This is a genomic window from Paenibacillus sp. FSL H8-0104, from assembly GCF_038050215.1.
GTDB lineage: Bacteria > Bacillota > Bacilli > Paenibacillales > Paenibacillaceae > Paenibacillus > Paenibacillus amylolyticus.
On sequence record NZ_JBBOTC010000001.1, the window covers coordinates 26,465 to 52,533 of the forward strand.

At 46.7% G+C, this 26,069-nt stretch carries 26 protein-coding genes and 1 riboswitch; of the genes, 24 read left to right on the plus strand and 2 right to left on the minus strand.

The features are described 5' to 3' along the window. Positions 1 to 115 precede the first annotated feature (115 nt). The 4 genes from NST38_RS00115 (at position 116) to rsmI (ending at position 3,073) form a co-directional block, all read left to right on the plus strand. Positions 116 to 916, plus strand: a complete 801-nt coding sequence (locus tag NST38_RS00115) for a PSP1 domain-containing protein (RefSeq protein WP_017691387.1) — start codon at positions 116 to 118, stop codon at positions 914 to 916. Positions 917 to 944: 28 nt separating this feature from the next. Further along, positions 945 to 1,313 (plus strand): DNA replication initiation control protein YabA, encoded by a 369-nt coding sequence (gene yabA / locus NST38_RS00120; RefSeq protein WP_017691386.1) that lies wholly within the window; start codon positions 945 to 947, stop codon positions 1,311 to 1,313. A gap of 95 nt (positions 1,314 to 1,408) precedes the next feature. Continuing rightward, positions 1,409 to 2,188 (plus strand): tRNA1(Val) (adenine(37)-N6)-methyltransferase, encoded by a 780-nt coding sequence (locus NST38_RS00125; RefSeq protein ID WP_076254652.1) that lies wholly within the window; start codon positions 1,409 to 1,411, stop codon positions 2,186 to 2,188. Then, on the plus strand, positions 2,189 to 3,073 hold the full coding sequence (gene rsmI, locus NST38_RS00130) for a 16S rRNA (cytidine(1402)-2'-O)-methyltransferase (RefSeq protein WP_036606130.1): 885 nt from the start codon (positions 2,189 to 2,191) through the stop codon (positions 3,071 to 3,073). Positions 3,074 to 3,355: 282 nt separating this feature from the next. Here the strand turns inward: rsmI and NST38_RS00135 are convergent, their stop codons facing one another. Next, positions 3,356 to 3,610, minus strand: coding sequence for an AbrB/MazE/SpoVT family DNA-binding domain-containing protein (locus tag NST38_RS00135; protein ID WP_024633700.1), 255 nt, complete (start codon positions 3,608 to 3,610; stop codon positions 3,356 to 3,358). Positions 3,611 to 3,927: 317 nt separating this feature from the next. Here NST38_RS00135 and NST38_RS00140 point away from each other — a divergent pair, with 317 nt between their 5' ends. From NST38_RS00140 to NST38_RS00205, 14 genes are all read left to right on the plus strand, one after another. Beyond that, positions 3,928 to 5,205: an HD domain-containing protein gene (locus tag NST38_RS00140; RefSeq protein WP_076254650.1), complete on the plus strand. Its 1,278-nt coding sequence runs from the start codon at positions 3,928 to 3,930 to the stop codon at positions 5,203 to 5,205. 346 nt (positions 5,206 to 5,551) lie between these two features. After that, positions 5,552 to 6,322 carry a TatD family hydrolase gene (locus tag NST38_RS00145; protein WP_179087975.1) on the plus strand — a complete coding sequence of 257 codons (771 nt, stop codon included), beginning with the start codon at positions 5,552 to 5,554 and terminating at the stop codon, positions 6,320 to 6,322. A 241-nt stretch (positions 6,323 to 6,563) separates the two neighbouring features. After that, positions 6,564 to 6,817: riboswitch (cyclic di-AMP (ydaO/yuaA leader) on the plus strand. Between the two features lie 273 nt (positions 6,818 to 7,090). Beyond that, on the plus strand, positions 7,091 to 8,275 hold the full coding sequence (locus NST38_RS00150; RefSeq protein ID WP_076254648.1) for a 3D domain-containing protein: 1,185 nt from the start codon (positions 7,091 to 7,093) through the stop codon (positions 8,273 to 8,275). 155 nt (positions 8,276 to 8,430) lie between these two features. Then, positions 8,431 to 8,976, plus strand: a complete 546-nt coding sequence (rnmV, locus tag NST38_RS00155) for a ribonuclease M5 (RefSeq protein ID WP_017691379.1) — start codon at positions 8,431 to 8,433, stop codon at positions 8,974 to 8,976. A 4-nt stretch (positions 8,977 to 8,980) separates the two neighbouring features. After that, complete coding sequence (gene rsmA / locus NST38_RS00160) at positions 8,981 to 9,883, plus strand: 16S rRNA (adenine(1518)-N(6)/adenine(1519)-N(6))-dimethyltransferase RsmA (protein WP_100528122.1); 903 nt, start codon at positions 8,981 to 8,983, stop codon at positions 9,881 to 9,883. Positions 9,884 to 9,942: 59 nt separating this feature from the next. Next, the gene (gene yabG / locus NST38_RS00165; protein ID WP_017691377.1) at positions 9,943 to 10,839 is read left to right on the plus strand and encodes a sporulation peptidase YabG; all 897 of its coding nucleotides are present in this window, start codon (positions 9,943 to 9,945) and stop codon (positions 10,837 to 10,839) included. Between the two features lie 153 nt (positions 10,840 to 10,992). Continuing rightward, positions 10,993 to 11,268: a biofilm formation stimulator Veg gene (gene veg / locus NST38_RS00170; protein ID WP_017691376.1), complete on the plus strand. Its 276-nt coding sequence runs from the start codon at positions 10,993 to 10,995 to the stop codon at positions 11,266 to 11,268. A 257-nt stretch (positions 11,269 to 11,525) separates the two neighbouring features. Continuing rightward, positions 11,526 to 11,702 (plus strand): small, acid-soluble spore protein, alpha/beta type, encoded by a 177-nt coding sequence (locus NST38_RS00175; RefSeq protein WP_017691375.1) that lies wholly within the window; start codon positions 11,526 to 11,528, stop codon positions 11,700 to 11,702. Between the two features lie 149 nt (positions 11,703 to 11,851). Then, the gene (ispE, locus tag NST38_RS00180) at positions 11,852 to 12,706 is read left to right on the plus strand and encodes a 4-(cytidine 5'-diphospho)-2-C-methyl-D-erythritol kinase (protein WP_076254660.1); all 855 of its coding nucleotides are present in this window, start codon (positions 11,852 to 11,854) and stop codon (positions 12,704 to 12,706) included. Positions 12,707 to 12,803: 97 nt separating this feature from the next. Then, a complete protein-coding gene (gene purR, locus NST38_RS00185) occupies positions 12,804 to 13,631 on the plus strand; it encodes a pur operon repressor (protein ID WP_017691373.1) in 828 nt (275 codons plus the stop codon). Positions 13,632 to 13,819: 188 nt separating this feature from the next. Continuing rightward, the gene (spoVG, locus tag NST38_RS00190; RefSeq protein WP_017691372.1) at positions 13,820 to 14,104 is read left to right on the plus strand and encodes a septation regulator SpoVG; all 285 of its coding nucleotides are present in this window, start codon (positions 13,820 to 13,822) and stop codon (positions 14,102 to 14,104) included. Positions 14,105 to 14,187: 83 nt separating this feature from the next. After that, positions 14,188 to 14,382 (plus strand): hypothetical protein, encoded by a 195-nt coding sequence (locus NST38_RS00195; RefSeq protein ID WP_124118801.1) that lies wholly within the window; start codon positions 14,188 to 14,190, stop codon positions 14,380 to 14,382. Positions 14,383 to 14,459: 77 nt separating this feature from the next. Next, the gene (gene glmU / locus NST38_RS00200) at positions 14,460 to 15,851 is read left to right on the plus strand and encodes a bifunctional UDP-N-acetylglucosamine diphosphorylase/glucosamine-1-phosphate N-acetyltransferase GlmU (protein WP_260633062.1); all 1,392 of its coding nucleotides are present in this window, start codon (positions 14,460 to 14,462) and stop codon (positions 15,849 to 15,851) included. A 101-nt stretch (positions 15,852 to 15,952) separates the two neighbouring features. After that, positions 15,953 to 16,906: a ribose-phosphate diphosphokinase gene (locus NST38_RS00205; RefSeq protein WP_017691370.1), complete on the plus strand. Its 954-nt coding sequence runs from the start codon at positions 15,953 to 15,955 to the stop codon at positions 16,904 to 16,906. Positions 16,907 to 17,011: 105 nt separating this feature from the next. Here NST38_RS00205 and NST38_RS00210 read toward each other — a convergent pair whose 3' ends face one another. Further along, entirely contained in the window at positions 17,012 to 17,212 is a 201-nt protein-coding gene (locus NST38_RS00210) for a hypothetical protein (RefSeq protein ID WP_024633712.1), read from the minus strand. A 139-nt stretch (positions 17,213 to 17,351) separates the two neighbouring features. Here NST38_RS00210 and pth point away from each other — a divergent pair, with 139 nt between their 5' ends. From pth to NST38_RS00240, 6 genes are all read left to right on the plus strand, one after another. Beyond that, the gene (gene pth, locus NST38_RS00215; RefSeq protein ID WP_036606126.1) at positions 17,352 to 17,912 is read left to right on the plus strand and encodes an aminoacyl-tRNA hydrolase; all 561 of its coding nucleotides are present in this window, start codon (positions 17,352 to 17,354) and stop codon (positions 17,910 to 17,912) included. 97 nt (positions 17,913 to 18,009) lie between these two features. After that, positions 18,010 to 18,240 carry an anti-sigma-F factor Fin family protein gene (locus NST38_RS00220; protein WP_017691368.1) on the plus strand — a complete coding sequence of 77 codons (231 nt, stop codon included), beginning with the start codon at positions 18,010 to 18,012 and terminating at the stop codon, positions 18,238 to 18,240. 272 nt (positions 18,241 to 18,512) lie between these two features. After that, entirely contained in the window at positions 18,513 to 22,040 is a 3,528-nt protein-coding gene (gene mfd, locus NST38_RS00225; protein WP_036606125.1) for a transcription-repair coupling factor, read from the plus strand. Continuing rightward, complete coding sequence (locus NST38_RS00230; RefSeq protein ID WP_036668467.1) at positions 22,024 to 23,184, plus strand: peptidylprolyl isomerase; 1,161 nt, start codon at positions 22,024 to 22,026, stop codon at positions 23,182 to 23,184. Before mfd ends, NST38_RS00230 begins: the two co-directional genes overlap by 17 nt. Before the next feature lie 330 nt (positions 23,185 to 23,514). Beyond that, entirely contained in the window at positions 23,515 to 24,057 is a 543-nt protein-coding gene (gene spoVT, locus NST38_RS00235) for a stage V sporulation protein T (protein ID WP_036606123.1), read from the plus strand. A 166-nt stretch (positions 24,058 to 24,223) separates the two neighbouring features. Next, positions 24,224 to 25,972: a putative polysaccharide biosynthesis protein gene (locus NST38_RS00240; protein WP_076254646.1), complete on the plus strand. Its 1,749-nt coding sequence runs from the start codon at positions 24,224 to 24,226 to the stop codon at positions 25,970 to 25,972. Positions 25,973 to 26,069: the final 97 nt, after the last annotated feature.

Sequence of the window (26,069 nt, forward strand, 5' to 3'; positions counted from 1 at the left end):
CTGGGAGAGGGCAAAGTTAGCTCCAATCATATGCAAACGGTTATAACTTCGGCCGGTTCCCTAAGAAGACGGGGCTTCAGACGAAGTGGGGTTGGCTTACAAGGGGGTTAATTTTTTGTACAGTGTAGTGGGTGTCCGTTTCAAAAAAGCGGGCAAAATTTATTACTTCGATCCCCTGGACCTTCCCATTGAGAAAGAAAACTGCGTTATCGTGGAGACAGCGCGGGGGGTTGAGTACGGTAAGGTTGTCGTAGGTAAGAAGGAAGTGGGCGAGTCCGATGTGGTGTTGCCGCTGAAGAAAGTCATCCGCGTTGCGGGCGATACAGATGCCCGTGTGGTTGATGAGAACAAACGTGCAGCCAAAGAAGCATTCGGTACTTGTTTAAATAAAATCAAAGACCATGGCCTCAAAATGAAGCTGGTCGATGTGGAATTTACGTTTGATCGCAATAAAATTATATTTTATTTTACAGCTGAAGGAAGAGTTGATTTCCGGGAGCTGGTCAAGGATCTGGCAAGCATATTCCGGACACGAATCGAGCTGAGACAGATTGGTGTACGTGATGAAGCGAAGATGCTTGGCGGAATCGGACCTTGCGGCCGTGTGTTGTGTTGTTCTTCCTGGCTGGGAGACTTTGAGCCGGTATCAATCAAGATGGCTAAAGATCAGAGCCTGTCACTGAATCCGACGAAAATTTCAGGGTTGTGCGGAAGACTCATGTGCTGTCTGAAATTTGAGCATGATAACTATGAAAGTGTGAGAGAAGAACTGCCAGCTGTAGGCAAATTGGTCGTCACCTCATTGGGTGAAGGAAAAGTTGTCGGAATTAATGCCGGTAGCCGCACAGTCCATGTTCAACTGTTCGACATCAGTAAAGTCAAAGAACTTCCGCTGGATGACGTCGTTATCAAGTAAACCATAAAGGTTGCTTCGGGGTGGAAACTTGGAAAAGAAAAATCTGTTTACGCACATTCATGAAATGGAAACCCAACTGGGTCAGTTGCACGGTGATTTAGGAGAGTTAAAAATGATTGTGAAGGAGCTGCTTGAGGATAATCAGCGGCTTACCATCGAGAATGAGCAGTTACGCAAACTGCTCAAACGTGAGGCTCCGGCAGATCTGCCGATCTCTTCAGCACTCGCTCCTGTAGCAAGACCAGCAGGTCCGGCTACAGGCGAGGATGTTGTGGGTGAAGGGTATGATAATCTGGCCCGGTTGTATCACGAAGGCTTCCATATCTGCAACGTCTATTATGGACATTTGCGGACGGAAGGCGATTGTCTGTTCTGCCTGTCTTTTTTGAATAAATGAAGTGACCGTAGGGATCCCCTACGGTTTTTTTTCAAGGTTATAAACCTAAACTAAACAAACATGAGATATAGAGTACCGGAGGATGAGCGTAACATATGGAAGAAAATGAAGTTGTGTTACATGAGTCAGAGCGGATTGATGATCTGCTCTCTCATGATCTGAGAATCATTCAAAGTGATGAAGTGTTTAGTTTTTCGATGGATGCCGTATTATTAGCCCGGTTTGCTTCCGTACCTAAACGGGGTTGTATACTTGATTTGTGTACGGGTAACGGGGTGGTTCCCATTTTGCTTACAACGCGTACGCAGGCTAGTCTGGAAGGGATCGAGATTCAGCCACGTTTGGCTGATATGGCGCGTCGCAGTGTGCAATTAAATGCATTGGATGAGTCGATTATGATTCGTGAAGGTGATTTGCGAGAACTCGTGAAAGAAACAGGACATGCTGTATACGATGCAATAACGGTTAATCCTCCATACATGCCTCTGAATGGCAGTGACCTCAAGATGAACACACATCAGGCAATGGCACGTCATGAAATCGGATGTACCCTGGAAGAAGTGATTCAGGCTTGCAGTCGACTTGTACGTAATGGCGGCAAAGTATCGATGGTTCATCGTCCACAGCGCCTTGCAGAGATTATCTCACTCATGCGCGAATATAAGCTGGAACCAAAAAGGATTCGGATGGTACATCCCCGTGCTCATTTGGAAGCCAACATGGTGTTAATTGAAGGAATGAAAGATGGTAAACCGGAAGTTAGGATGCTTCCTCCACTCATTGTCTACAATGAAGAGGGGAAATACTGCGAAGAGATTATGGATATTTACTATGGTCAGCAACATGCTGAGCGTACTACGAAAGGAGGGCTTTAGATGACTTTGCATATTCAAAAAAGCTATGCGGAGCAGCCTGAAGGATCAGGCAAGCTCTATCTGGTTGGAACACCCATTGGTAATCTGGAGGATATGACCTTCCGTGCCATCAAGACATTGCAGAGTTGTGACATCATTGCAGCAGAAGATACACGCCAGACCCGAAAGCTGCTTACCCATTTTGAAATTACACCTTCGATGCTGTTTAGTTATCATGAGCATAATAAGGGGGCGAGTGGACCTGAACTGATACGCTATATAATAGAAGGAAAAAATTTGGCACTCGTCAGCGATGCCGGTTTGCCAGCTATTTCGGACCCTGGTTCTGACCTTGTACAGCTTGCACTGGAAGCCGGAATAACGGTCATTCCCATCCCGGGGCCCAACGCTGCGTTGTCTGCTCTGATCGTGTCCGGATTACCGACGGAGCGTTTTACATTCGGCGGTTTTTTGCCGCGGGAGAAAAAGGACATGCGAAAAGTGCTGGAGGCTTTTGACGAATCCAACGGGACTTTGTTATTTTATGAATCGCCTCACCGTATTCGGAAAACATTAGTCCACCTTGAAGAAATTCTGGGTGATCGCTCGATTGTCCTGGCTCGTGAACTAACCAAGCGTCATGAAGAATTCGCAAGGGGTACTGTGAGGGAATGCATAGACTGGCTTGAAGAGCATCCACCTCTTGGCGAGTACTGCTTGCTGGTAGAAGGCATTAAGGAAGAGGAGCGTAAGGCTGAGCGCGAAGCATGGTGGCAGCTCATGTCACTCGCGGATCATGTCAGCCATTATGAGGGTGAAGGACATAACCGCAAAGATGCAATGAAAAAAACGGCTACCGATCGCGGTCTGGCGAAGCGTGATGTATATAATGCATTAATCGAGTAGTAATCTAACCAAATATCTTCTGTTGTGGGGAACATAACCTGAAAAGAAGCTTATATCCAACCTTAGTGGAATATTAAAAAGAGCAGAGTGGCTAAAAAAAATTCCGAACAAAATTCATCGTTCTCTCCCAGTTCGCGTGTGACAGAATCATTTTGGGTAATGGAACCCATAACAAGGCAAAAAAATACCTTCCGCGGTGGGGTTCACACCGGGAAGGTCATTAAGGAATATTAAAAAGGTTAGAAATAACAATTTAGATAAGTCCAGTATACCTGGTTTTTCTTATTTTGTCACAGGTGCAGGGATTTCGGAAATACATTCGTTACAAACAATTTTACCTTTGAAGTAAGTAACATTCTCTGCATTACCACAGAAGATACAAGCAGGCTCGTATTTTTTCAACATGATGCGCTCGCCGTCAACGTAGATTTCCAGAGCATCTTTTTCACCAATACCGAGCGTACGGCGCAATTCAATTGGAATAACTACCCGTCCCAGTTCGTCCACTTTTCTTACAATACCTGTTGATTTCATCATTATAATCAGTGCTCCTCTCAGCTAACTATCTTTGTCATTATTCGACATTATTTTATGTTTTATGATACTCATCATACCAACGATTCCCAAATCAGTCAACCTTAAAATTAGCTTAAAATTAAGGCTGTTTTTCACAAGGTTACTGGTGGTAAGGGATTGGAAGCCGTTTTTCGCATTTAAACCTCAATGTCAGCTTTGTCGATTTGGAAAACGACAAAACTACTTCATTCGACAAAGTTCGTCATATGGTGTCGAATCTTAGGTGAATCGCAGAGCTCAAAGCGTTAATATAAAAGAAATTAAAGGAGTGAGTCGACATGGAACAACGTTTAACGGAAGAGAAAGTATTCAAAGATCCGGTACATAATTATATCCACGTGCAAGATCCGGTTATATGGCAGTTAATTAACACCCCGGAATTTCAGCGTTTACGCCGGATTCGTCAGCTAGGTACTTCTTACCTTACCTTTCACGGAGCAGAGCATAGTCGGTTCTCACATTCACTAGGTGTTTATGAGATTACACGCAAGATCATCTCTCAATTTGAAAGAAGTCATTATTCGGATTGGCCGAAGGAAGAAAAGATTGTAGCTCTGTGTGCAGCTCTGCTTCATGATCTCGGGCATGGGCCATTCTCTCACTCCATCGAGGAAGCTTTTGACATGAATCACGAAGATTGGACTTGCCGCATTATTACAGGTGATACCGAAGTAGGGGCGATCTTAAGACGGTATGCTCCTGATTTTCCTGAGAAAGTAGCGTCTGTCATTCAAAAAACGTATGAAAAGCCGATTGTGGTGAACTTGGTGACCAGTCCGCTTGATGCAGACCGAATGGATTATTTGCTCAGGGATGCCTATTTTACAGGTGTAAATTATGGCACGATTGACCTTGATCGTATCCTTCGGATGCTGCGTCCTTATCATGGGCGGATTGTAGTCAAGGAGTCAGGCATGCATGCTGTGGAGGATTACCTAATGTCTCGGTATCAGATGTATTGGCAGATTTACTTCCATCCGGTAACTCGTAGTTCTGAAATTATATTGCGGCAAATATTCAAGCGAGCGAAAACACTCCTACAACATGGTTTTCAATTCCGCTTCATGATTGATCCACTCCCTCAATTATTTGAAGGAGAATTATCCGTGGATGAATATTTGCAGTTGGATGAAGCATTAATTCAGACGGCATTTACGCAGTGGCGCAAGGAGAACGATACTGTTCTAAGTGAGTTATGCGAACGTTTTATGGATCGCAAGTTATATAAGTATGTAGAGCTTGAACAGGTCGACTTGACAATGATGGAAGAGATTCGGGAAGCTTTTGTACAGGCTGGCCTCGATCCCGAATATGATCTTGAAATTGATTTTCCTTCGGATAATCCGTATGATGTGTTTCGTCCGGATGAATCCACAGATAAGCAGATTCTTCTTCTGGATCGACAGGACAATTTACGTGAGTTGTCAGAAGTATCTGACATTGTCCGTTCCATCAGTGGGCTTCACCGAGGGAAACATCATTTGTATTACCCGCAAAACAAGGTGGATGCGATTATTCACGAATTACCGTCACATATACGCCCCTATTTCTTGTAATCGTGTGGGTATAATCCGATGAAGAATTTCGATATCAAAACACTTTCTAAAAGAGCTATTTTCCATGATACAGTAATCTGCTTTAATGGGGAGTATATGTAGATCGACATAATTTTGTAAATGAAAGCAGGCAGAATGAGTACAATCAACAATATATAGATCAGAATTTCCGTATATCTTCTATATATTGTAGTTGTGAAGAAACAAACGTAATGATGTAATACACAGATACCCAAAATGTTTTATGTATGAGTCATTGAATTATTGAATTTTACAAATTGAATTTTACAAATTGGATTTTGAAAAAGAAGATAGTCGTTATTTCGACATGAAGGGAGATACAGACATGATGCTGTTCGACACACATACACATCTGGATGCACCACAATTCGACGAGGACCGCGAGGACATGATTCAGCGTGCTGTGGATGCAGGAGTTGGTCGCATGATCAACATTGGCTTTAACCGGGAGACGATTCCAACCACAATGAAACTCGCCGAAACATATGACTTTATATATGCAGCTGTAGGGTGGCATCCCGTAGATGCGATCACAATGCAGGAGGGCGATTTGGAGTGGATTGCATCTTTATGCAAGCATGAAAAAGTGGTTGCGATCGGTGAGATTGGATTGGATTATCACTGGGATACTTCACCAAAAGAGATACAGCATCGCGTATTACGACAACAAATTGCTTTGGCGCGTGAAGTGAACATGCCAATTGTCATCCATAATCGGGATGCACATGAGGATATCATAAGAATTTTGCGTGAAGAGAAGGCGGGCGAAGTTGGTGGTGTGATGCACTCGTTCTCGGGCAGTTGGGAAACAGCAAAAAGTTGTCTCGATATGGGCTTCCATCTCTCCTTCGGAGGACCGATCACATTCAAAAATGCAAAGCAGCCCAAAGAGGTGCTGGAGAAGGTTCCTATGGACCGGTTTTTCATTGAAACAGATGCTCCATATTTGACACCTCACCCTTATCGTGGGAAGCGAAATGAGACAGCGCATGTACGTCTGGTTGCAGAGGCAGCTGCGGAAATTAAAGGCATTTCGGTGGAGGAAATTGCTGCAATAACAACCAAAAATGCCATGGAACGATTTGGGATTCGGTAAAAAAACGAGCAAATGAGGTGAAAAAGGCAGGTAAGCGGAGGTAATTTGCCCTTTGATCCAAATAAATCAAGAATATTACAATATTTTAACCAAATATTCAGAAAAACGTACTTGATCAACGCTTTACAACATGCATCAAAACAGGATATCATCTTTTCAGTGAATTGTTGTGCGGAAAATTGGACAGATGTTCGGGGGATGAACAAAGGGACACTTTCCGATGAAACAACATTACTTTCATGAATCAGTCTCGCTGAGTCTCCGTTAACGGAGAGCGGGGGAACCAATAGGGCTTAAACATCGGTGTATTTGGCCGATGCGCAACGTTCGCTGACCCAAAAGCAGCGAAGGGAACTGCGAAGCCGTATTTGATTTCTTCTTTGGGTCTCGGGGTGAATTCAAGGGCGTCCGCCATGAGCGGGTGACCCAAGATAGGGCGGCTCTCTTTCGCCCGAACCCGACAGCTAACCTCGCAAGCGGAAAAAGAGAGGCAACCTCGTGCATGAATTTCCGATATTCAAAATCATTCGGAAGCCACGAAAGAGTTCCTCTTACACTCTTTCTTTGGCTTTTTTGTTTTTGAATAAAAGAAATATTGTCATCATACGGTAGGTATTCAGGAGGATGACATCATGTTGCGAAGATTGATTCATGGTGCAGAACCGGATTATGTTGGTCCAATCTGTGTTCTGTAGAAAATTTGGTATAGTCACGTCAAAGACATCATGCATTACTTTAGACGGCGAGGCTATGAAGGAGGACGGAGAAGTGGGCACATTCCAACCAGAAGAGACCCATGAGTCACGATCATCCAGTAAGTCTTTCGCGTTGCGGTGGAAGCATGAGAACATGCGTCAAATGGCATTGATCGCGATTTTCTCAATTGCGCTTACAATCATGATCTTGTTAGTCGTTTACGGTCAGGCCGGGAAACAAATTTCACTGGTTATTGATGGCAAAGCTCAGGTGGTAGAGACTCGTACAGGAATGCTTCAGGAAATGCTGGAGGAGCAGTCGATCACAGTCAGCCCTCACGATAAGGTATCCATGTCCATGAATGGGGCGTTAACAGATGGAGACCGAATCGTTATTGAGCGGGCCGTTCCAGTTAACATTACGGCAGACGGAGACACCAAGACTCTGTATACAACCGATTCATCGGTAGAAGATGCAATTCAAAAATCAGGTATTCAAGTTGAAAGTAATGATAAAGTGTATCCGGCGCTTGGAACTGCGATCAAAGCGGAGATGAAGATCCGTGTAGTGCGCGTAACAAAGCGTACAGTGGAAGTAGAGCAACCGATCGCTTACAAAGTCATTAAAACGGCTGACCCTAGCTTGTACAAAGGGGATAACCGTGTCGTTGTGAACGGCAAAGAAGGCACAATTGTACAGCATATCGAAAAGGTATTTCAGGATGGAGAATTGGTCTCCAAAAAAATGGTCGGCAAATCTGTCGCTAATAATCGTGTAGATAAAGTGATCGCTGTCGGCACCAAAGCAAAACCGGTCGTGAAAGAACCTGAGATTCAGACCGTATCGGCTCAAACTTCAACAACCAAAAAGGCTACAACAACGAACTCGAAGAAAACATCTGCCTCGGGCAGCAAAGTGATTACCGTATCCGGGACTTCTTTTAAATACTCCAAAGTACTTAAAAATGTATCCATGACTGCCTACTCTTCCGAAGAGCCTGGCATTGGAACTAAAACAGCTTCCGGTACTCGTGTAACGGAAGGACGCACCATTGCGGTTGATCCCAAAGTCATTCCAATTGGCTGGTGGGTATATATCGAAGGTCTGGGATTCCGTCGTGCGGAAGATACAGGCGGTGCCATTAAAGGCAACAAAATTGATGTGTATTATGACAGTGTGAAGCATGCCCTGAATTTTGGACGTAAGAAAGGCAAGACGGTCTACGTGATCGGTCCGGTGAAGCCGGAAGCGAACTAAAATCGTTTTACTTTGAAATGGGAATGCTATAAAATAGTTGCATGAATGATTCATGCGGAATATGCGGCGGAGGAGTCTGAATTCAGTCTCCCCCGCCGTTTGGCAGAGAAGAGGATATTCCTCTTCTTTTTGCGTTAGAAAGGAAGAAATGGAACATGATAAAAGAAGTCATTGTGGTGGAAGGCCGTGACGACACGGTAGCTATCCGTCGGGCCGTGGAAGCCGATACCATAGAAACAGGTGGATCAGCAATCAACCAACGCATTCTGAAGCGGATTGCGCTTGCTCAGGAGAGACGGGGAGTCATTGTACTGACAGATCCGGATCATGCTGGCGAACGCATTCGAAAAATTATTGCGAACAAGGTGCCAGGCTGCAAGCATGCCTTCATTCCGGAAGCCGATGCAACGCGCAAAGGGGACATTGGGGTGGAGAATGCCTCACCCGAGGCGATCCGTCATGCTCTGGCGCGCGTACATACTTCATACGAAGGTGCTCCGAGCCTGATTGATTGGGAGGACCTGATCGCGGCAGGACTTATTGTGCATCCGCAGGCTGCTGCACGTCGCATGGAGATGGGCAATCTGCTGGGCATCGGATATTGTAACGGAAAGCAGTTCCACAAACGTCTCAGTGTATTTCAGATTACACGGGAAGAATTCTCTACAGCATTAGCGCAAATTGAACGTGAAGGATTGTGAGCATATGAAGAACATGGAAGAGACGATTGAAATTGCAACGCCCAAGCGTACGAAAGAGATTATTCAAAGACACGGATTCTCATTTAAGAAAAGTCTGGGTCAGAACTTTCTGATCGATCAAAATATACTGAACAAAATTGTTAATGCAGCCGATCTGGACGAGTCTAAGGGCGCACTGGAGATCGGGCCGGGTATTGGAGCGCTCACGGAGCGACTGGCTCGGGTAGCCGGTCCCGTCACAGCCGTAGAGATTGACCAGCGCTTAATCCCAATCCTGGGAGAAGTGATGCAGCCTTATTCAAATGTACGTGTACATCATGGGGATGTGTTGAAGCTTGATCTGGCTGAGTTGTTTAATACGGATTTTGCATCCGTGGACAAAGTCAGTGTTGTGGCTAACCTGCCTTATTATGTAACGACTCCAATCATGATGAAACTTCTGGAAGAGAAACTGCCGGTAGACAGCATTGTTGTCATGATCCAAAAAGAAGTGGCTGAACGCATGGCTGCTGCACCTGGATCAAAAGACTATGGCAGTCTGAGCATCGCAGTTCAGTACTACAGTATGCCGGAACTTGTGTGTATTGTGCCTCCTACGGTCTTCATTCCGCAACCTAATGTGGAATCAGCTGTCATTAAGCTGAAAGTGCGTGAGCAGCCGCCAGTGGAGATTCCGGATGAAGCACACTACTTCGAAGTGGTACAGGCTTCTTTTGCCCAGCGGAGAAAAACAATCTCAAACAACTTGAAGGCACGTTTCTTCACAAAGGAGAACCGGGAACAGGCAGACATTCTGCTGGAGCAGGCAGGTATTCAACCGTCCCGGCGTGGAGAGACGTTGAGTCTGCAAGAGTATGCCACACTCAGCACCGTAATGTGGGAAGCTGGGGTACGTGCAGCGCTGTAAAATTTGAATGAACCAAACCGGGTCTTTGCCCATACGATGGGGTAGAGGTGATTACGTTGATGAATATCGGAGACTTGGTCGTTCGGAAGTCATACGGCGGCGATGTGACTTTTCGGGTGGAAGGCCTCCAGTTGGATGCTGCGGTCATTAAAGGGACTGAGTTCCGGCTGATTGCCGATTCCCCGGTGGACGATTTGATACAGGTTCCCTACGAACCACAAAGCGCCAAGACCAGACAGGCGCATATTAAAGCACATCAGACCCTGTCCCGTCTGCAGCAGAATCGTATGGAACAGGCTGAGCGGAATCGTGAAGGTCTGGTACAGGATTGGTCTGCCCAGCAGGAACCGGCTTATTTTGAAATGCCTGGAAAGGTGCTTCATCTGGATGGAGATCCAAACTATTTGAAAAAAAGTATGGATCTCTATGAGCAACTTCGTGTGCCCGCAGAGGGACAGTATGTCCATGAATCGGCAATGGCAGATACCTTATACCGCTTATTACCCAAAGTACGTCCGGATATCGTAGTTATTACGGGTCATGATGGGGTGCTAAAGACACGTCAGCCCTATGACTTATATAGTCTTGGTAGCTACAAGAACTCGCAAAATTTTGTATCGGCCATTCAGGTGGCCAGACAATATGAACGCCATCTGGACGCACTCACTATTGTGGCAGGGGCCTGTCAGTCCCATTTTGAGGCACTGTTGCGCGCTGGAGCGAACTTTGCCAGTTCCCCAGGCAGAATTCTCATTCATGCACTTGATCCGGTCTATGTGGCAGCCAAGGCCTCCTTTACTTCTGTGCGCGATACGGTCAACATGAGTGATGTTCTGCACAATACCATCAGTGGTAGCCAGGGTGTGGGTGGTGTCGAGACACGGGGGAGTTACCGGGTAGGTCTGCCTGGGCTGAATGATTTATCTACGCTAAAAGTGAACCCGTCGGCAGTCTGATGTAGGCCATTTAAAGTCCCAATTTGGGGCTTTTTTTGTTTGCAAAAAAATTCATTGACAACAACTTTTTGATGCTGATATAATAATTAGTTTTGATTTGACAATGACTGTAAAATCCGGTATAATGGACAAGAAAAGAGGTGGTCGTCGACAATGGCTAAAAACACGCTGTTGGATATCAAACGCAATCTCGATGCACATATTGGTCAGAAAATTATGTTGCGGGCTAATGGTGGCCGCCGTAAGACCATTGAGCGTACGGGTGTATTGGAAGAAACGTACCCTTCTGTTTTTATTGTTAAGCTTGATGAGGAGCAAGAAACCTTCAAGCGAGTATCTTATAGTTATGCGGATATACTTACGGAATCGGTGGAAGTCATGGTTTATGACCCGGGCAGCCAGACGCATAGCTCCTATATGGAGACGTAAGTATCGATTTACAGGCGATTCGCCCCACAAGGCGGATCGCTTTTTTGTTTTCTTTAAACACCAATTCTCCCTCTAACGTAACCCATACATACTCAGGAATGAGCGAGGAACGGTCGCGGCATACTATATGGACAGGTGAAGGGACAGTTTCTTAAGCAATGTAGGAAACTGAATATGGCCTGGTGACAAAATGTCCAAAACGTGAACGAACAACGAACTCATCACATTATGAAGGATACTTTGGAGGAGGATGGTTCATGAGTCGCAGAAGAAGAAGTGTCATGTCAGAGGATCTGAAGAATGAGCTCGCGAAAGATCTGGGCTTCTATGATACTGTGCAACAGGAAGGCTGGGGCGGAATTAAAGCCAAGGATGCAGGAAACATGGTAAAACGTGCAATTCAACTTGCTGAACAGGCTGCGCGCAAATCTTAATCCGTTTCAAGCAGACTGAAAAGCGGGGAAATCCGTCAGGAACAACCCCGCTTTTTCCCCTTAGATGCGGAATACAAATGACTTGACAGCCCCATTTTGATATAATATGTTAAGTTGTCTTAGGGAAAAGGTGAGGACGGGTGAACGCCTTGAAAATTTACGAAAAAGCGCCTGCTAAAATTAATTTGATGCTGGACGTTTTACATAAAAGAAGCGATGGATTCCATGAAGTTGAAATGATCATGACCATGGTCGATCTGGCTGATCGGCTGGAAATGTCGGAGCTGCCGCGAGATACTATTTTCATCTCCAGTCAGGCAGGTTATATCCCGCTCGACGAGAAGAATCTGGCTTTCCAGGCAGCCAGACTCATTAAGGAACGCTATAACGTGCGTACGGGCGTCCACATTCATCTGGATAAAAAGATTCCAGTTGCCGCCGGACTCGCCGGCGGCAGCAGTGATGCAGCAGCAGCGCTGCGTGGATTGAACCGTCTGTGGCGGTTGAATATACCGGATCACGAACTGCAGGAGCTTGGAGCTGAACTCGGGTCGGATGTTCCATTCTGTATCACAGGAGGGACTGCACTCGCTACAGGCCGTGGTGAGAAGTTAACTCCCATTCCTAATCCGCCGCAGTGCTGGGTAATTCTGGCCAAGCCTCCGATTAATGTGTCTACAGCCGATGTGTACGGAAGGTTCCGCAGTGACAAGATTGTTCGTCATCCAAGTGCAACTAAAATGGAGCAGGCTATACGCAATCAATCATTTACGGAAGTCTGTGACCAGATGGGCAATGTGCTTGAAGATGTGACGTTGAAACTGTATCCGGAAGTTCAGCATCTGAAGGATGCCATGATTCGATTGGGTGCAGACGGCGTGTTAATGTCTGGTAGCGGTCCAACGGTATTTGGTCTGGTTTCCAAAGAATCCAAGGTTGCCCGGATATACAATGGTCTGCGTGGGTTCTGTAAAGAAGTGTATGCTGTACGTATGTTAACGTAAAATTCGCTTTTATAATGTACAAACACGTATAAAGGTGTTATATTCTTAAATAATTATTCGGATTTGGATGTTTCCGTGATCGTGAGGATGGATCTCTGTGAAGAAGTTAAAACGAAGCGCAAGGCTGGTTGAAATGACGCAATACTTATTGTCCAGACCGCATACGGTTATTCCGTTGACCACATTTGCCGAACGTTATGGTGCCGCAAAGTCTTCAATTAGTGAAGATTTAGCGATTATCAAAGAAGTGTTCGAAGAAGGTGGGTCAGGAGAACTGCATACACTGGCTGGAGCAGCCGGGGGAGTAAGATGGATTCCGAAGGTATCCCGAGAACTGGCATTGGCATTTGCGGAGCGGCTCTCGACCCAGCTCGCGCAACCTGATCGGATCTTGCCTGGAGAATACCTGTACATGTCCGACTTGCTTGGTCAGCCCGCATTGATGAATGAAGCCGGCAAGATTTTTGCAACGGCCTTTGGCAATATGAATATTGATGTGGTTATGACGGTAGAAACCAAAGGAATTCCACTGGCTTATGCGACCGGAGCCCAGCTCAACCTGCCTGTCGTGCTCGTACGCAGGGACCATCAGGCTACAGAAGGATCGGCCGTAAGTATCAATTATGTATCCGGGTCCCATAAAAGTCTGCATACCATGTCGCTCTCTCGTAGGGCGATGCGTGAGCATTCCAGAGTACTTATTGTGGATGACTTCATGAAGGCCGGGGGTACGGTGCAAGGAATGATCGATCTTTTGGCCGAGTTTAATGCTACAGTAGCCGGGGTAGGGGTACTGGTGGAATCTGGTTCTGTAGATTCAGAAGAACGCCTGTTAACAGATTACGTATCTCTGGCGAAACTGACAGCGGTTGATGCCAAGAGCAGACAGATTTCCGTCAAGCCTGGCAACTATTTTGACCTGTAGAAAGATGACGAATGTTATGTCGTTAAAAGGTCTTTTCCATCGACCTGGCACTAACGTTGTCGAATTGTGTATTAAATAAAAAAATTCCTGAAATTAGGAAATTTTTGTGGTTATAAAAAGAAGGAGTTCGTATATGCTGTGTGGAATTATACACCAAGTTCTGATGGAAAAAGGTGGTGAACACACACATGCAAATTACGGATGTCAGACTCCGCCGTGTTAACTCGGAGGGGAGAATGAAGGCTATCGCATCCATTACCATCGATAACGAATTCGTCGTTCATGACATTCGTGTCATTGATGGTAACAACGGAATGTTTGTTGCTATGCCGAGCAAACGTACTCCTGATGGAGAGTTCCGTGATATCGCCCACCCGATCTCTTCCGGTACGCGTGAGAAGATTCAGGCAGCAGTTTTGACTGAATACGATCGTGCGGCAACTGAGGAAGAAGTCATTGAAGAAGGTGCCTGAGAACATTATTGGGGTTCGAAGGAAAAGAGAGCCATGTCTTATGGCTCTCTTTTCTTTTTGACCGGAATAAGATATATTCAGTATTGAGTTTATTAGCAGAGAACAAAAAGCGCATCGTGCGCTTGGTGGCAGGGCGGCATCTTAGGAATCATTGGGATTCGGTTAAGCTCGCAGGTACACGGCGTATACATATAGGTCACGATTCGTTGGTGTCCGCGTTGTTACGTGTGATTACAGAGACAGCAGGCGATGAACAGGACCGGCTTGAAGCCGGCTGAACGATACTCATTGGATATAGATCAGCGATGCATTTCAATGGGATTTTCAGAACAGGAGGTCGTTAATTTTGAAACGAATGGCAATCGTTCTTGCCGCAGGGCAAGGAAAACGAATGAAATCAAAATTGTACAAAGTACTGCATCCCGTATGCGGTAAACCTATGGTTGGACATGTGCTGGATGCAGCACTCAGCGCAGGCGTTGAACGCAGTGTAGTTGTAGTCGGTCATGGTGCCGAAGCGGTGCAGTCATTTTTGGGTTCCAGAGCGGAGTATGCACTTCAGGCGGAACAACTGGGTACAGGTCATGCAGTGAAGCAGGTTAAATCCTTGCTTGGCGGTGAAACTGGCTCTACGATTGTGGTCTGCGGAGATACACCACTTGTGACCAGTGAGACGTTGGAAGGTCTGATGAAGTTGCATGAGAGCAGCGGAGCAGCAGCCACAGTTCTTACGGCTCAGTTGGACAATCCCAAAGGTTATGGCCGCGTCATTCGCGGAGAAGATGGATCTGTACAACGGATTGTGGAACAAAAGGATTGCACAGAGCAGGAAGATGCTGTGAATGAGATTAACACAGGCACATACTGTTTCGATAATGCAAAATTGTTCGCTGCCTTGGAAAAAGTGACGAACCAGAACGCTCAGGGAGAGTATTATCTCACAGACGTAGTTGGCATTTTCCGCAATGATGGAGAAGTGGTTGAAGCTTACATGTCGGATGACATCGCAGAATCCATCGGGGTTAACGACCGACTTGCACTTTCGCAAGCCGAAGCCTTCATGCGTGAACGTCTTGCCGTACGCCATATGTTGAACGGTGTGACAATCATTGATCCGTCATCGACATATATCGGAGCGGATGTTACGATTGGATCAGATACAGTTCTGTATCCGGGGACGATCCTCAAAGGCACAACTTCCATCGGTGAAGCATGTCATATTGGTCCTCAGGCAGATGTGGAAGACAGCGTTATTCAGGACGGAGTTACGATTAAACATTCGGTAGTATCCAATGCCGAGGTTGGTTCTGATGCAACGGTAGGTCCATTTGCTAATTTGCGTCCAGGGACTAAGCTGGGTCGCAACGTAAAAATTGGTGACTTTGTTGAAGTGAAAAATGCTACAATTGATGAAGGTTCCAAAGTATCTCATCTCAGCTATATTGGAGATGCCAAAGTAGGGAAAAACGTAAATGTTGGATGCGGGGCAATAACTGTCAATTATGATGGTTATAATAAAGCTGTGACAACGATTGAAGATGATGCTTTTGTAGGCAGCAACGTCAATCTGATTGCACCGATTACGGTAGGAAAAGGCGCTTATGTGGTTGCTGGCTCCACCGTTACCCATTCCGTTCCCGAGAATGATCTGGCCATTGCTCGTCCACGTCAGGAGAATAAACCTGGTTATGCGGAGAAGATTCGCGGACGTGCCAAAGCCAAGAAACAGAATGCCAAACCCCAATAAGGGGTTTTGATAACAAGATTGCCTCCCGAAGATCGGGGAGGTGCCGACATGTCGCAGACGCTTATTGATTCCAATGAACCAGCACGGAGGGTTTTTATTTTATGACTTATTTTGATTCGAAATTAAAAATATTTACTTGCAATTCTAACCCCAAGCTTGCCCATCAAATTGCTGATTATATCGGGATCCCTATGGGTGAATCTCACACAACCAGCTTTAGTGATGGCGAGATTCAAGTGAAACTCTCCGAGAGTGTTCGGGGTTGTCACGTTTATATCGTGCAGTCCACTTGCTTGCCGGTTAATGATAACCTGATGGAAATGCTCGTTATGATTGATGCACTCAAACGGGCATCTGCCAAGACGATTAACGTCGTTATTCCTTACTATGGCTATGCAAGGCAGGATCGCAAGGCACGTTCACGTGACCCGATTACAGCGAAACTGGTTGCTAACCTGATTGAAAAAGCGGGTGCAACCCGTGTCATCGCGATGGACTTGCATGCAATGCAGATCCAGGGATTCTTCGACATTCCAGTCGACCATTTGCTTGGCGTGCCAATTCTGGCTCAATATTTCCGGTCGAAACAGATCGAAAATCCGGTTGTTGTGTCGCCTGACCACGGTGGCGTAGTGCGCGCACGTAAACTGGCTGATTTCCTGAATGCACCCCTGGCGATTATCGATAAACGTCGTCCTGAGCCAAATGTGAGCGAAGTGATGAACATTATCGGTAACATCGAGGGTAAAACAGCTATCCTGATCGATGACATTATTGACACGGCGGGAACGATTGTACTGGGAGCGAATGCTCTGATGGAAGGCGGCGTAAAAGAAGTATACGCGTGCTGTACTCACCCGGTATTGTCCGGACCTGCGATGGAACGTTTGGAGAATGCACCATTGAAGGAAGTCATCGTAACGGATACTATTCCAATTACGCATGCTAATCCGACAAGCAAACTCAAAGTGTTGTCTGTAGCGCCTTTGCTCGGAGAAGCGATTATCCGGGTTCATGAGGAATTGTCAATCAGCAAGCTGTTTGAAATTGAATAAGGATGTCTGCATAAAGTAGTAGAGGGGTTACGTTTTCCGGTTCAATGGAAAATGTAACCCCTGTCGGCGTGCCGTTTTATTAAAAGTGAAACAGACGCTGGTCAGCTAATACCCCGGGCGGGAGATAAATCGGAAACGACGCCGATGAAAAAGCGTGTCAGCAATTTCGACGAATTGATTATCGAAACGTGTGATTAGACCAATCTCAATATGGGTGTCGCGGTCGTATACCTGTACAGGTACGTGATATTCGAGATGATAGATAAAATCGCTATGTTGAGTCAGTTGTCCATTGTCTTCGCGCAAAACCCGCTCACCTTCCTGGGTCGATAAAATATTAACTGTGAACACTACAGTTAATCGATCTTTACTTTCTTGATATTATATGAAATATAAGATTCGAAGTCTATGCCTCACCTCAGGCTAATCCGAAGGAGGGAACAAGATGAAGTGGATTGTCGGACTTGGAAATCCAGGCTCGAACTATGCCAAAACCCGTCATAATATCGGTTTTATGGCACTGGATCGGTTGGCTGATCGTCATAATATCTCCATTACACAGAATAAATGTAAAGCGCTGATTGGAGAAGGCAATATTGGCGGTGTGAAAACTGTACTGATCAAACCAATGACCTATATGAACTTGTCTGGTGAATCGGTTCGAGCATATATGGACTTTTATAAAGTTAGTCTTGAAGATCTGATTGTTGTGTACGACGACATGGATACAGAGATTGGCAAAGTCAGATTGCGTTACCAAGGTAGTGCAGGCGGACATAATGGAATCAAGTCCATTATTCAGCATACTGGTACACAGCAGTTTAACCGGGTACGCATGGGAATATCCCGGCCTGAACCAGGACATGCCATTGTTGATTATGTACTGTCGACATTCATGAAGAAAGAAAAGGAAGCCCTTGATCAGACCATTGAGCAAACATGTGATGCCCTGGAGCATAGCTTGACTCATACGTTTGAACAAACAATGGCGAAGTTTAACGGTTAATTTTGTAAGACATACTGGTAAAATGATCATAAAGACGGGTTCGATTCAGCCATACTGGACATACTGGATGTATAAACCATGTTCAGGAGGCATAAACATGTCAGTGAATTACGTATGTAGGCATTGCCGTACCTTTATTGGACGAATCGATTCTGCCCGGATAACGGAAGTAGAGCTCGGCTTTCATTTCTTGACCCCCGACGAGCGGAGGGATATAATAGCGTATAATTCCGGTGGTGACATTACCGTTCGGATTACATGTGATTACTGTAAGGAAGCCCTGGAGCACAATCCGGAGCTTAGCCTGCTCGCGAGTCCGCTTCAGTAGACATCGCCTGTACAGGATCGAATGACAGTTGAGGGCGGTTGCGTAATAACGCTCCACCTTTTATAGCCTTGGCAGCCTGCTGAGGCTTCTTTTCAGTTGGCATGAAAGTCATGGCTATCTCGAAATCAGGCTCAGCCGCATCAACAGATGTGGTAATGTTGCGAGTAATCCGATATGATGAAACAGGACAAAAAGGAATTTGTATCCATTTTAATAGTGATGCTACGCGTATGCGTGAGATAATCAAGTAAGTTATAAGAGAGGTGCCCCTTTTGTTACAAGCACTTATACAGGCTTTTTCCAAAGATCCGGACTTCGGATCCATTACAGCCGGAATCAAGTCCGGCATGAAGGAACAATTGGTTTCGGGTTTATCCGGCTCGGCGCGTCAGATTATGCTGGCTGCCTTGCATCAGGAAATGAACCGACCATTGCTCGTAGTAACACACAATATGTTTTCAGCTCAAAAAATTGCAGAAGATTTACAGGAAGCGCTTTCACCTGATCAGGTGTTGATCTATCCTGCCAACGAACTTGTCGCTGCGGAAGCTGCTGTTTCCAGCCCGGAAACATTGGGTCAGCGTATTGATGTGTTGGTCCGTTGCGCCCAGGGATTCAGGGGCGTTGTTGTTATTCCTTTTTCCGGGGTAAGACGTTATGTTCCGCTTCCGGAAGTGATGGCCAATGCTCGAATTTTGATCAAACAGGGTAACACACTTCAACTGGACTCCTTCCTACTGGAGATGGTAAAGCTCGGATACGAGCGTGTGGAACGCGTGGAATCTCGTGGTGAGATGAGTGTACGCGGAGGTATCATCGACTTCTATCCGGTTACTTCATCGATCGCATATCGGGTGGAGTTATTTGATGATGAGATCGACTCCATTCGGACATTTGATCCAGCGGATCAGCGTTCGATTGAACGGATTGAAGAAATTACGGTTTTACCATGCAAGGAGTTAATTGCAGATCGTGAACGTATGGAAAAGGCTGCCGATGCGGCTGCTCTTTTGCTGGAGCAACAGCTGGAGAAAATGACGGACCGGCAGGCGAAGCTGCGTCTTCGTGAGGAAATTCACCGGGAGATCGAGCTTTTGCGGGAACACGTGTATTTCTCCGAAATGTATAAATATATTTCTCCGCTCTATCCGGAGAACAAAACGATCTACGACTATATGCCAGAAGATACCCTGCTGGTTCTTGATGAGCCTGCCAGACTATCGGAGACATCGAAACAGCTGGACCGTGATGAATCAGAGTGGAACCTGCATTTGATGCAAAACGGAAAAACACTTCCGGATCTTCCATTATCCGCAGACGGTGATGAACTCTTGTATGAGCGTCCATTCCAGACGCTGTTTATGTCGATCTTTTTGCGCCAAGTTCCACACACTCAACCACAAAACATTCTGAACTTCATCAGTCGTGGCATGCAGGATTTCCATGGACAGATGAACGTACTGAAGGCAGAGATGGAGCGTTGGCAGAAGGCCGGAGTCAAAGTGCTCATGCTGGCGAACGGTGAGGAGCGACTCGAGCGGATGCGCCGGGTACTGATGGACTATGATATTCCAGAGCCAGAGATGATGATTGGTAATTTGCAAACGGGATTTGAAATGCCGTCCATTCATTTGGCTGTTGTGACCGAGGGCGAGATGTTCTCGCAAAAACAGCGTAAAGTACGCAAACCGATTCGGAATGTGGATAATGCTGAACGGATCAAATCATATAGCGAGCTAAAAGTGGGCGATTATGTCGTTCATCAGAACCACGGGATTGGTAAGTACCTGGGGATCGGCACCCTCGAGGTTGGCGGTATTCATAAGGACTACATGCATATTCTCTATGCGGGTGGAGACAAACTGTCTGTACCTATTGAGCAGATCGATCTGATTCAGAAATATGTTGGTTCCGAAGAGAAAGAACCGAAAATATACAAGCTGGGCGGCAATGAGTGGACACGGGTTAAAAATAAAGTTCGCACATCCGTACAGGATATTGCTGATGATCTAATTAAGCTGTATGCAGAGCGTCAGACCTCCAAAGGGTTTGGATTCGACAAGGATTCTGCGGAGCAGCAGGAGTTTGAGGACATGTTCCCTTACGATGAGACACGTGATCAGGTGCGTGCGATCGAAGAAATCAAAAAGGACATGGAACAAAACCGTCCAATGGATCGTTTATTGTGTGGGGATGTTGGTTACGGCAAAACCGAGGTGGCTATTCGGGCTGCATTTAAAGCAGCTATTGAAGGCAAACAGGTGGCTGTCCTCGTGCCAACAACTATTTTGGCACAGCAGCATTTTGAGACGTTCCGTGAGCGCTTCTCCGGTTATCCGTTCAACATTCATGTGCTTAGCCGGTTCCGCTCCCGTAAAGAGCAGAATGAAACAGCCAAAGGCATCAAGGCAGGCACAGTGGATATTGTCATCGGGACGCATCGATTGCTGTCACAGGATCTGGTGTTCAAGGACCTGGGACTGCTCATTGTTGATGAAGAACAGCGCTTCGGTGTAACCCATAAGGAAAAACTGAAGAAGCTGAAAACCAATGTGGATGTGCTGACACTAACGGCAACGCCGATTCCGCGTACGCTTCATATGTCCATGCTGGGTGTGCGTGATCTGTCCGTTATTGAGACTCCACCAGAGAATCGTTTCCCGGTGCAGACCTATGTGGTTGAACACAGCCAGGCGCTTGTGCGTGAAGCCATTGAGCGTGAGCTTGCCCGTGGTGGGCAAGTGTATTACCTCTACAACCGTGTTCAGGGAATTCAGGAGATGGCTGCCGAAATTTCTGAGCTTGTGCCTGAAGCCAAAGTTGGTGTAGGACATGGTCAGATGTCGGAAACAGAGCTGGAGAAAACGATTCTGGACTTCCTGGATGGTGAATATGACGTGCTTGTGAGCACAAGTATCATCGAGACCGGGGTAGATATTCCGAACGTAAATACACTGATCGTACATGATGCGGATAAAATGGGACTCTCCCAACTGTATCAGCTGCGCGGACGTGTGGGTCGTTCCAACCGTATTGCGTATGCCTATTTTACGTACCAACGGGATAAAGTGCTTACTGAAGTTGCTGAGAAACGTCTGCAATCAATCAAAGAATTCACCGAACTGGGTTCAGGATTCAAAATCGCCATGCGTGACTTGTCGATTCGTGGGGCGGGAAATCTGCTAGGAGCGGAGCAGCATGGTTTCATCGCTTCCGTCGGGTTTGATCTGTATTCCCAGATGCTTGCGGAGGAGATCAACAAACGCAAAGTTACGATGCTTGGCGAAGAGCCGGTACCTTCAGACCAGTGGAACACAACCCTGGATCTCAGTATCGATGCTTACTTGCCGTCCGATTATATCTATGACAGTATTCAGAAGATTGAGATCTACAAAAAAGTGGCGGTCATTGCATCCTTCGACGATGCGATGGAGTTGGAAGACGAATTGGTTGACCGATTCGGTGATCTTCCGGAAGCCGTCATTAACTTGCTGGCTGTTGCGCGGATGAAAGTATACGGCAAAATCTACGGTATTGAGTCCATTTCCCAACGTGGTGAGGACATTACCGTGAAGTTCTATGAAGGGCGTGAACATGCCTTTGAACTCTCGAAAATCGCGCACATTGGAAATCAGTTCGAAAGACGTGTACAATTTGAACAAGGACCCCATATGCTGATTCACGCTAAAGGCAAGGGGCTTGGGGATAAGCAACTGATGGAGCTGGTAGAGAAAATTCTGGAGTCCATGAAAACTGCTTTTAAATCAAAGGGGGAACTAAAGGATGTTACCAAAGTATAAAAAAGTAGGAAAAGTACTGTCTGTGAGCATGGTTGCAGTACTATCCTTATCACTGCTTGCTGCATGTGGCAAGAAGGAAGAAGCAAAAACACCTGAATCCACGGATACAAGTGCTGTAGTCGCTACGTATGATGGTGGTACCATTACAGCCAATGAATTCGACATGGAGCAACGTGTCATGAAATTCCTCTATCCGGAGTATGCACAAATGATGGATATGGACGATTTCAAAGAGTATCTGGTGAAACAGGAAGTTGCTTATGAATATCTGAGTGGCAAAGCAAGTGAAGAAGCCAAAACAGCAGGTACAAAAGCGGCAACTGAGCAATTCGATAAAATGAAAGCTTCTGTTCAGGCAGATCAATGGACAGAAATGCTCAAAGCTCAGAAACTGACTGACGACAACATTAAAGACTACATGACTCGGATCATGACAGTAATCAAAGATAAAGAAACAGGCGTTACGGACGATGCAATCAAGGCTGAGTTTGAGAAAAACAAAGATCAGTTCACAACGGCTTCCGTTCGTCACGTGCTGATTAACTTCACAGATCCAAAAACGCAAAAAGAGCGTAAAAAAGAAGATGCACTTAAAATTGCAAAAGAAGTAAAAACCAAGCTGGATGGCGGAGCTGATTTTGCTGAAATTGCAAAAAAATATTCCGAAGATCCAGGTTCTGCTGAAAAGGGTGGACTGTATGAAAATACACCTGTAGGTAGCTGGGTGGAAGCATTTAAGGAAGCTGCAAAAACATTGCCACTGAATAAGATCAGTGATCCAGTAGAGACAGAGTACGGTTACCACGTCATGAAAGTGGAAGCTCGTACTGAAGCTGACTTTGCCAAATTGACGGCTGAACAAAAAGAAAGTCTGAAGAGCCAATTGGCTGCAGCCGAAATCGATACGTTCATGCAAAATGAATTGGACAAAATCGTAAAAGAAGTTAAACTGCCAAAAACAGAAAAAGCTGAAGAAGGTAAGACTGAAGGCACAACTGAAGGCACTACGGGTACAGGAACTGAAGGAGAAAAAACAACCGAACCAAAAACGGATGACTCCACAGGTACGGATACCAAGACTGACCAAGGTACGACTGGAACAGACAAAGATGCAACTACAGATGAAGGTACAAGCAGCAAGTAAGCTGGTAAAATTGCTGTGTTAGCATACGTTCAGGGTTGAATTCGCCCGAATGAATGCCTTGTACTACGTAAATATGGACAACCATACAGAGAAGCAAGGGGAGGACTTAGGACCTCCTTCTTGCTTCTTCTTTTATATATTCAAGTCGTATGGGTACATGGTCGCCTTCTTCGAAAGTTACACAACTATATTCTCCGAAGCATGTATAAGGAAATGGGAACAGATGAATACTATGGTCAAGATATCACACTAAACGTTCTGGGACTTTCCTCTACCCATTAAGGAACAGTAGTTGAAAAATCTTCTCGAGAAAGTGGGGCAACATGTGAAATGAAAGCTACTGGTATTGTCCGCCGTATAGATGACCTTGGTCGTGTGGTCATTCCAAAAGAAATCCGCCGTACGTTACGTATTCGTGAAGGTGATCCACTGGAAATTTTCGTGGATCGTGATGGAGAAGTTATCCTTAAAAAATATTCGCCAATTGGCGAACTTGGTGATTTTGCCAAAGAATATGCAGAATCCCTGTATGAGAGTACAGGACATGTAACGATGATTTCTGACCGGGATACCATTATCACGGTGGCAGGCGGCTCCAAGAAAGAATATTTGGACAAGCAGGTAGGTCAGCTGTTAGAGGGATGTATGGAAAACAGAAAGACCATTTTGGAAACAAACAACGGTTCTTATGAACTTAGCAAAGATCATGACGAGACGTTATCCTCTTTTGTTATTGCGCCGATTATTTCAGGTGGTGACCCCATCGGAACGGTTATCCTGTTTAATAAGGATGAATCGGTGAAGATGTCTCAGATGGAAGTGAAGATGTCTGAGACGGCTGCTGGTTTCCTTGGCAAGCAAATGGAACAATAGACCGCAGATTAACTCCTGGTGCCCTGTCTTGGGCATACGGGAGTTTTTGCATTTTAAGGGACAACGAAGTTAATCCGGATGATTGTGATGGGGGAGGGTTAGTCTGCGTGCCTTCAGGCAGTTATAATAGCAAGGTATGCTTAAAAGGATTACGCGGGAGGGACTTATGAAACAGCCGTCTACAGGCTCAAGGCTGCTACAGGGTGCATTTATACTTGGGCTTGCTGCCATTATCTCTAAAATCATTGGTGCTTTTCAGAAGATTCCGCTGCAGAATCTGGGGGGAGACGGTGTATTTGGCATCTACAATACGGTGTATCCGTTATATATGCTCATTATCACGCTTGCTGCTGCAGGGCTGCCGCTGGCCGTATCCAAATTCGTAGCAGAACAGAACGCACTCGGAAGACCAGACGAGAGCAGAAGAATTATTCGACTATCTTCCCTACTGCTCGGGGGAATTGGAATTATAATGGCGCTCTTGATGTATGCAGGTGCGCCGCTGATCGCTGACATGATTGGCAACCGCCATGTGGTTCCATCGATTCGTGCTGCTTCATGGGCGTTATTATTCGTACCGGTGATGACAGGGCTGCGTGGATATTTTCAGGGATTACAGCAGATGGTTCCAACAGCAGTATCACAAGTGGTGGAGCAGACGATACGTGTCACCGTCATGATTGTTCTTCTTCTGTGGTTGATGAGACGGGACGCTTCGCTTGAGACTATTGCTGCTGGTGCCATGATGGGCTCCGTTGCTGGTGGGATGGTTGGGCTGTTAACCATGTTAGGGTACATGGTCCGTCACCGGCGAAAAGGCAGGGAAGCAGTCACCGAACAGTTGAATTCGGAATGGAGCAGTAACAGCGGAGAGGTTGGATCAGATCGTCATGAGCGTCAGGAGAATACACCGGTTACGCCGCTGAAAAAAACGGTGAGTGCTATTAACCCGGCTCTGGCAGAAAGATCACGATCCAATGGTGAGTGGATCAAGACGCTGCTCATGTACGCCATTCCCGTCTGTCTCGGGTCGCTAGCTGTACCGCTGATGAATCTGGTGGATACCTTCACCGTGCCCCGATTGCTGCGAGGAGAAGGACTGGATGAGCTTCAGTCGATGGTTTCCTTCGGCATCTATAACCGTGGATTGCCGCTGGTTCAACTGGTGACGATGCTGGCCACGTCACTATCTGTGCTGTTTATTCCGGCGATGGCGGAAGCCCGGTTAAAGGGCGGGCCAGAAGCCGTCCGGCAGCAAGCAGGCCTTGCGCTGCGCTGGTTCTGGTTGATCGGCCTGGCGGCATCCGCGGGTCTCGCGGTGTTGGCGGAGCCGATTAACCGCATGCTGTACGGAGATGCCGCAGGCACCGAAGCACTGCGGTACATGGCGTTGACGGCTGCGGGCAGCACCGTCAGCATTATTGCGGCGGCGCTGCTGCAAGGCCTCGGCGCTGTGCGCGCACCCGCGTTCAGCATGCTGGCCGCCGCAGGCGTCAAGGCGCTGCTGAACGTCATGCTTGTGCCGGCGCTGGGCATCAGCGGCGCGGCCCTGGCAGGCGCAGTCGCCTACATGCTGGCGGCTGGCTTGAATGTGGCGCTGCTGGCGCGACTTGTCGCCCTTCGCCCTGCCCCTGGCGCCGTCCTGGCGAAGCCGGCGCTGGTGATCGCCGCCATGAGTCTGGCGGCGTTAGGCACGGCCTGGGCCGCCGAAGCCGTGCTCGGCGGCATGGGTGTCGCGGCCGACCGCAGGCTGGCCGCGCTGGGCGTGAGCCTACTGGGCATTGCCGCAGGCTCGGCCGTGTTCTTGCTGGCCGCGGCCCGGACAGGGCTACTGACCGCCGCGGAGCTGGCGGCTGTGCCCAAGTTGGGGCCTCGCCTTGCCAAGCTACTGCGCAGACTGCGTGTGCTGCGCTAGCTCCATGCTCACGGTGCTTCTACACCCAGCACAGCGAATATGCAATTATAGGATATCGAATGATTCTGGTATAATACGTGTAATTAGTCCTGTTCAG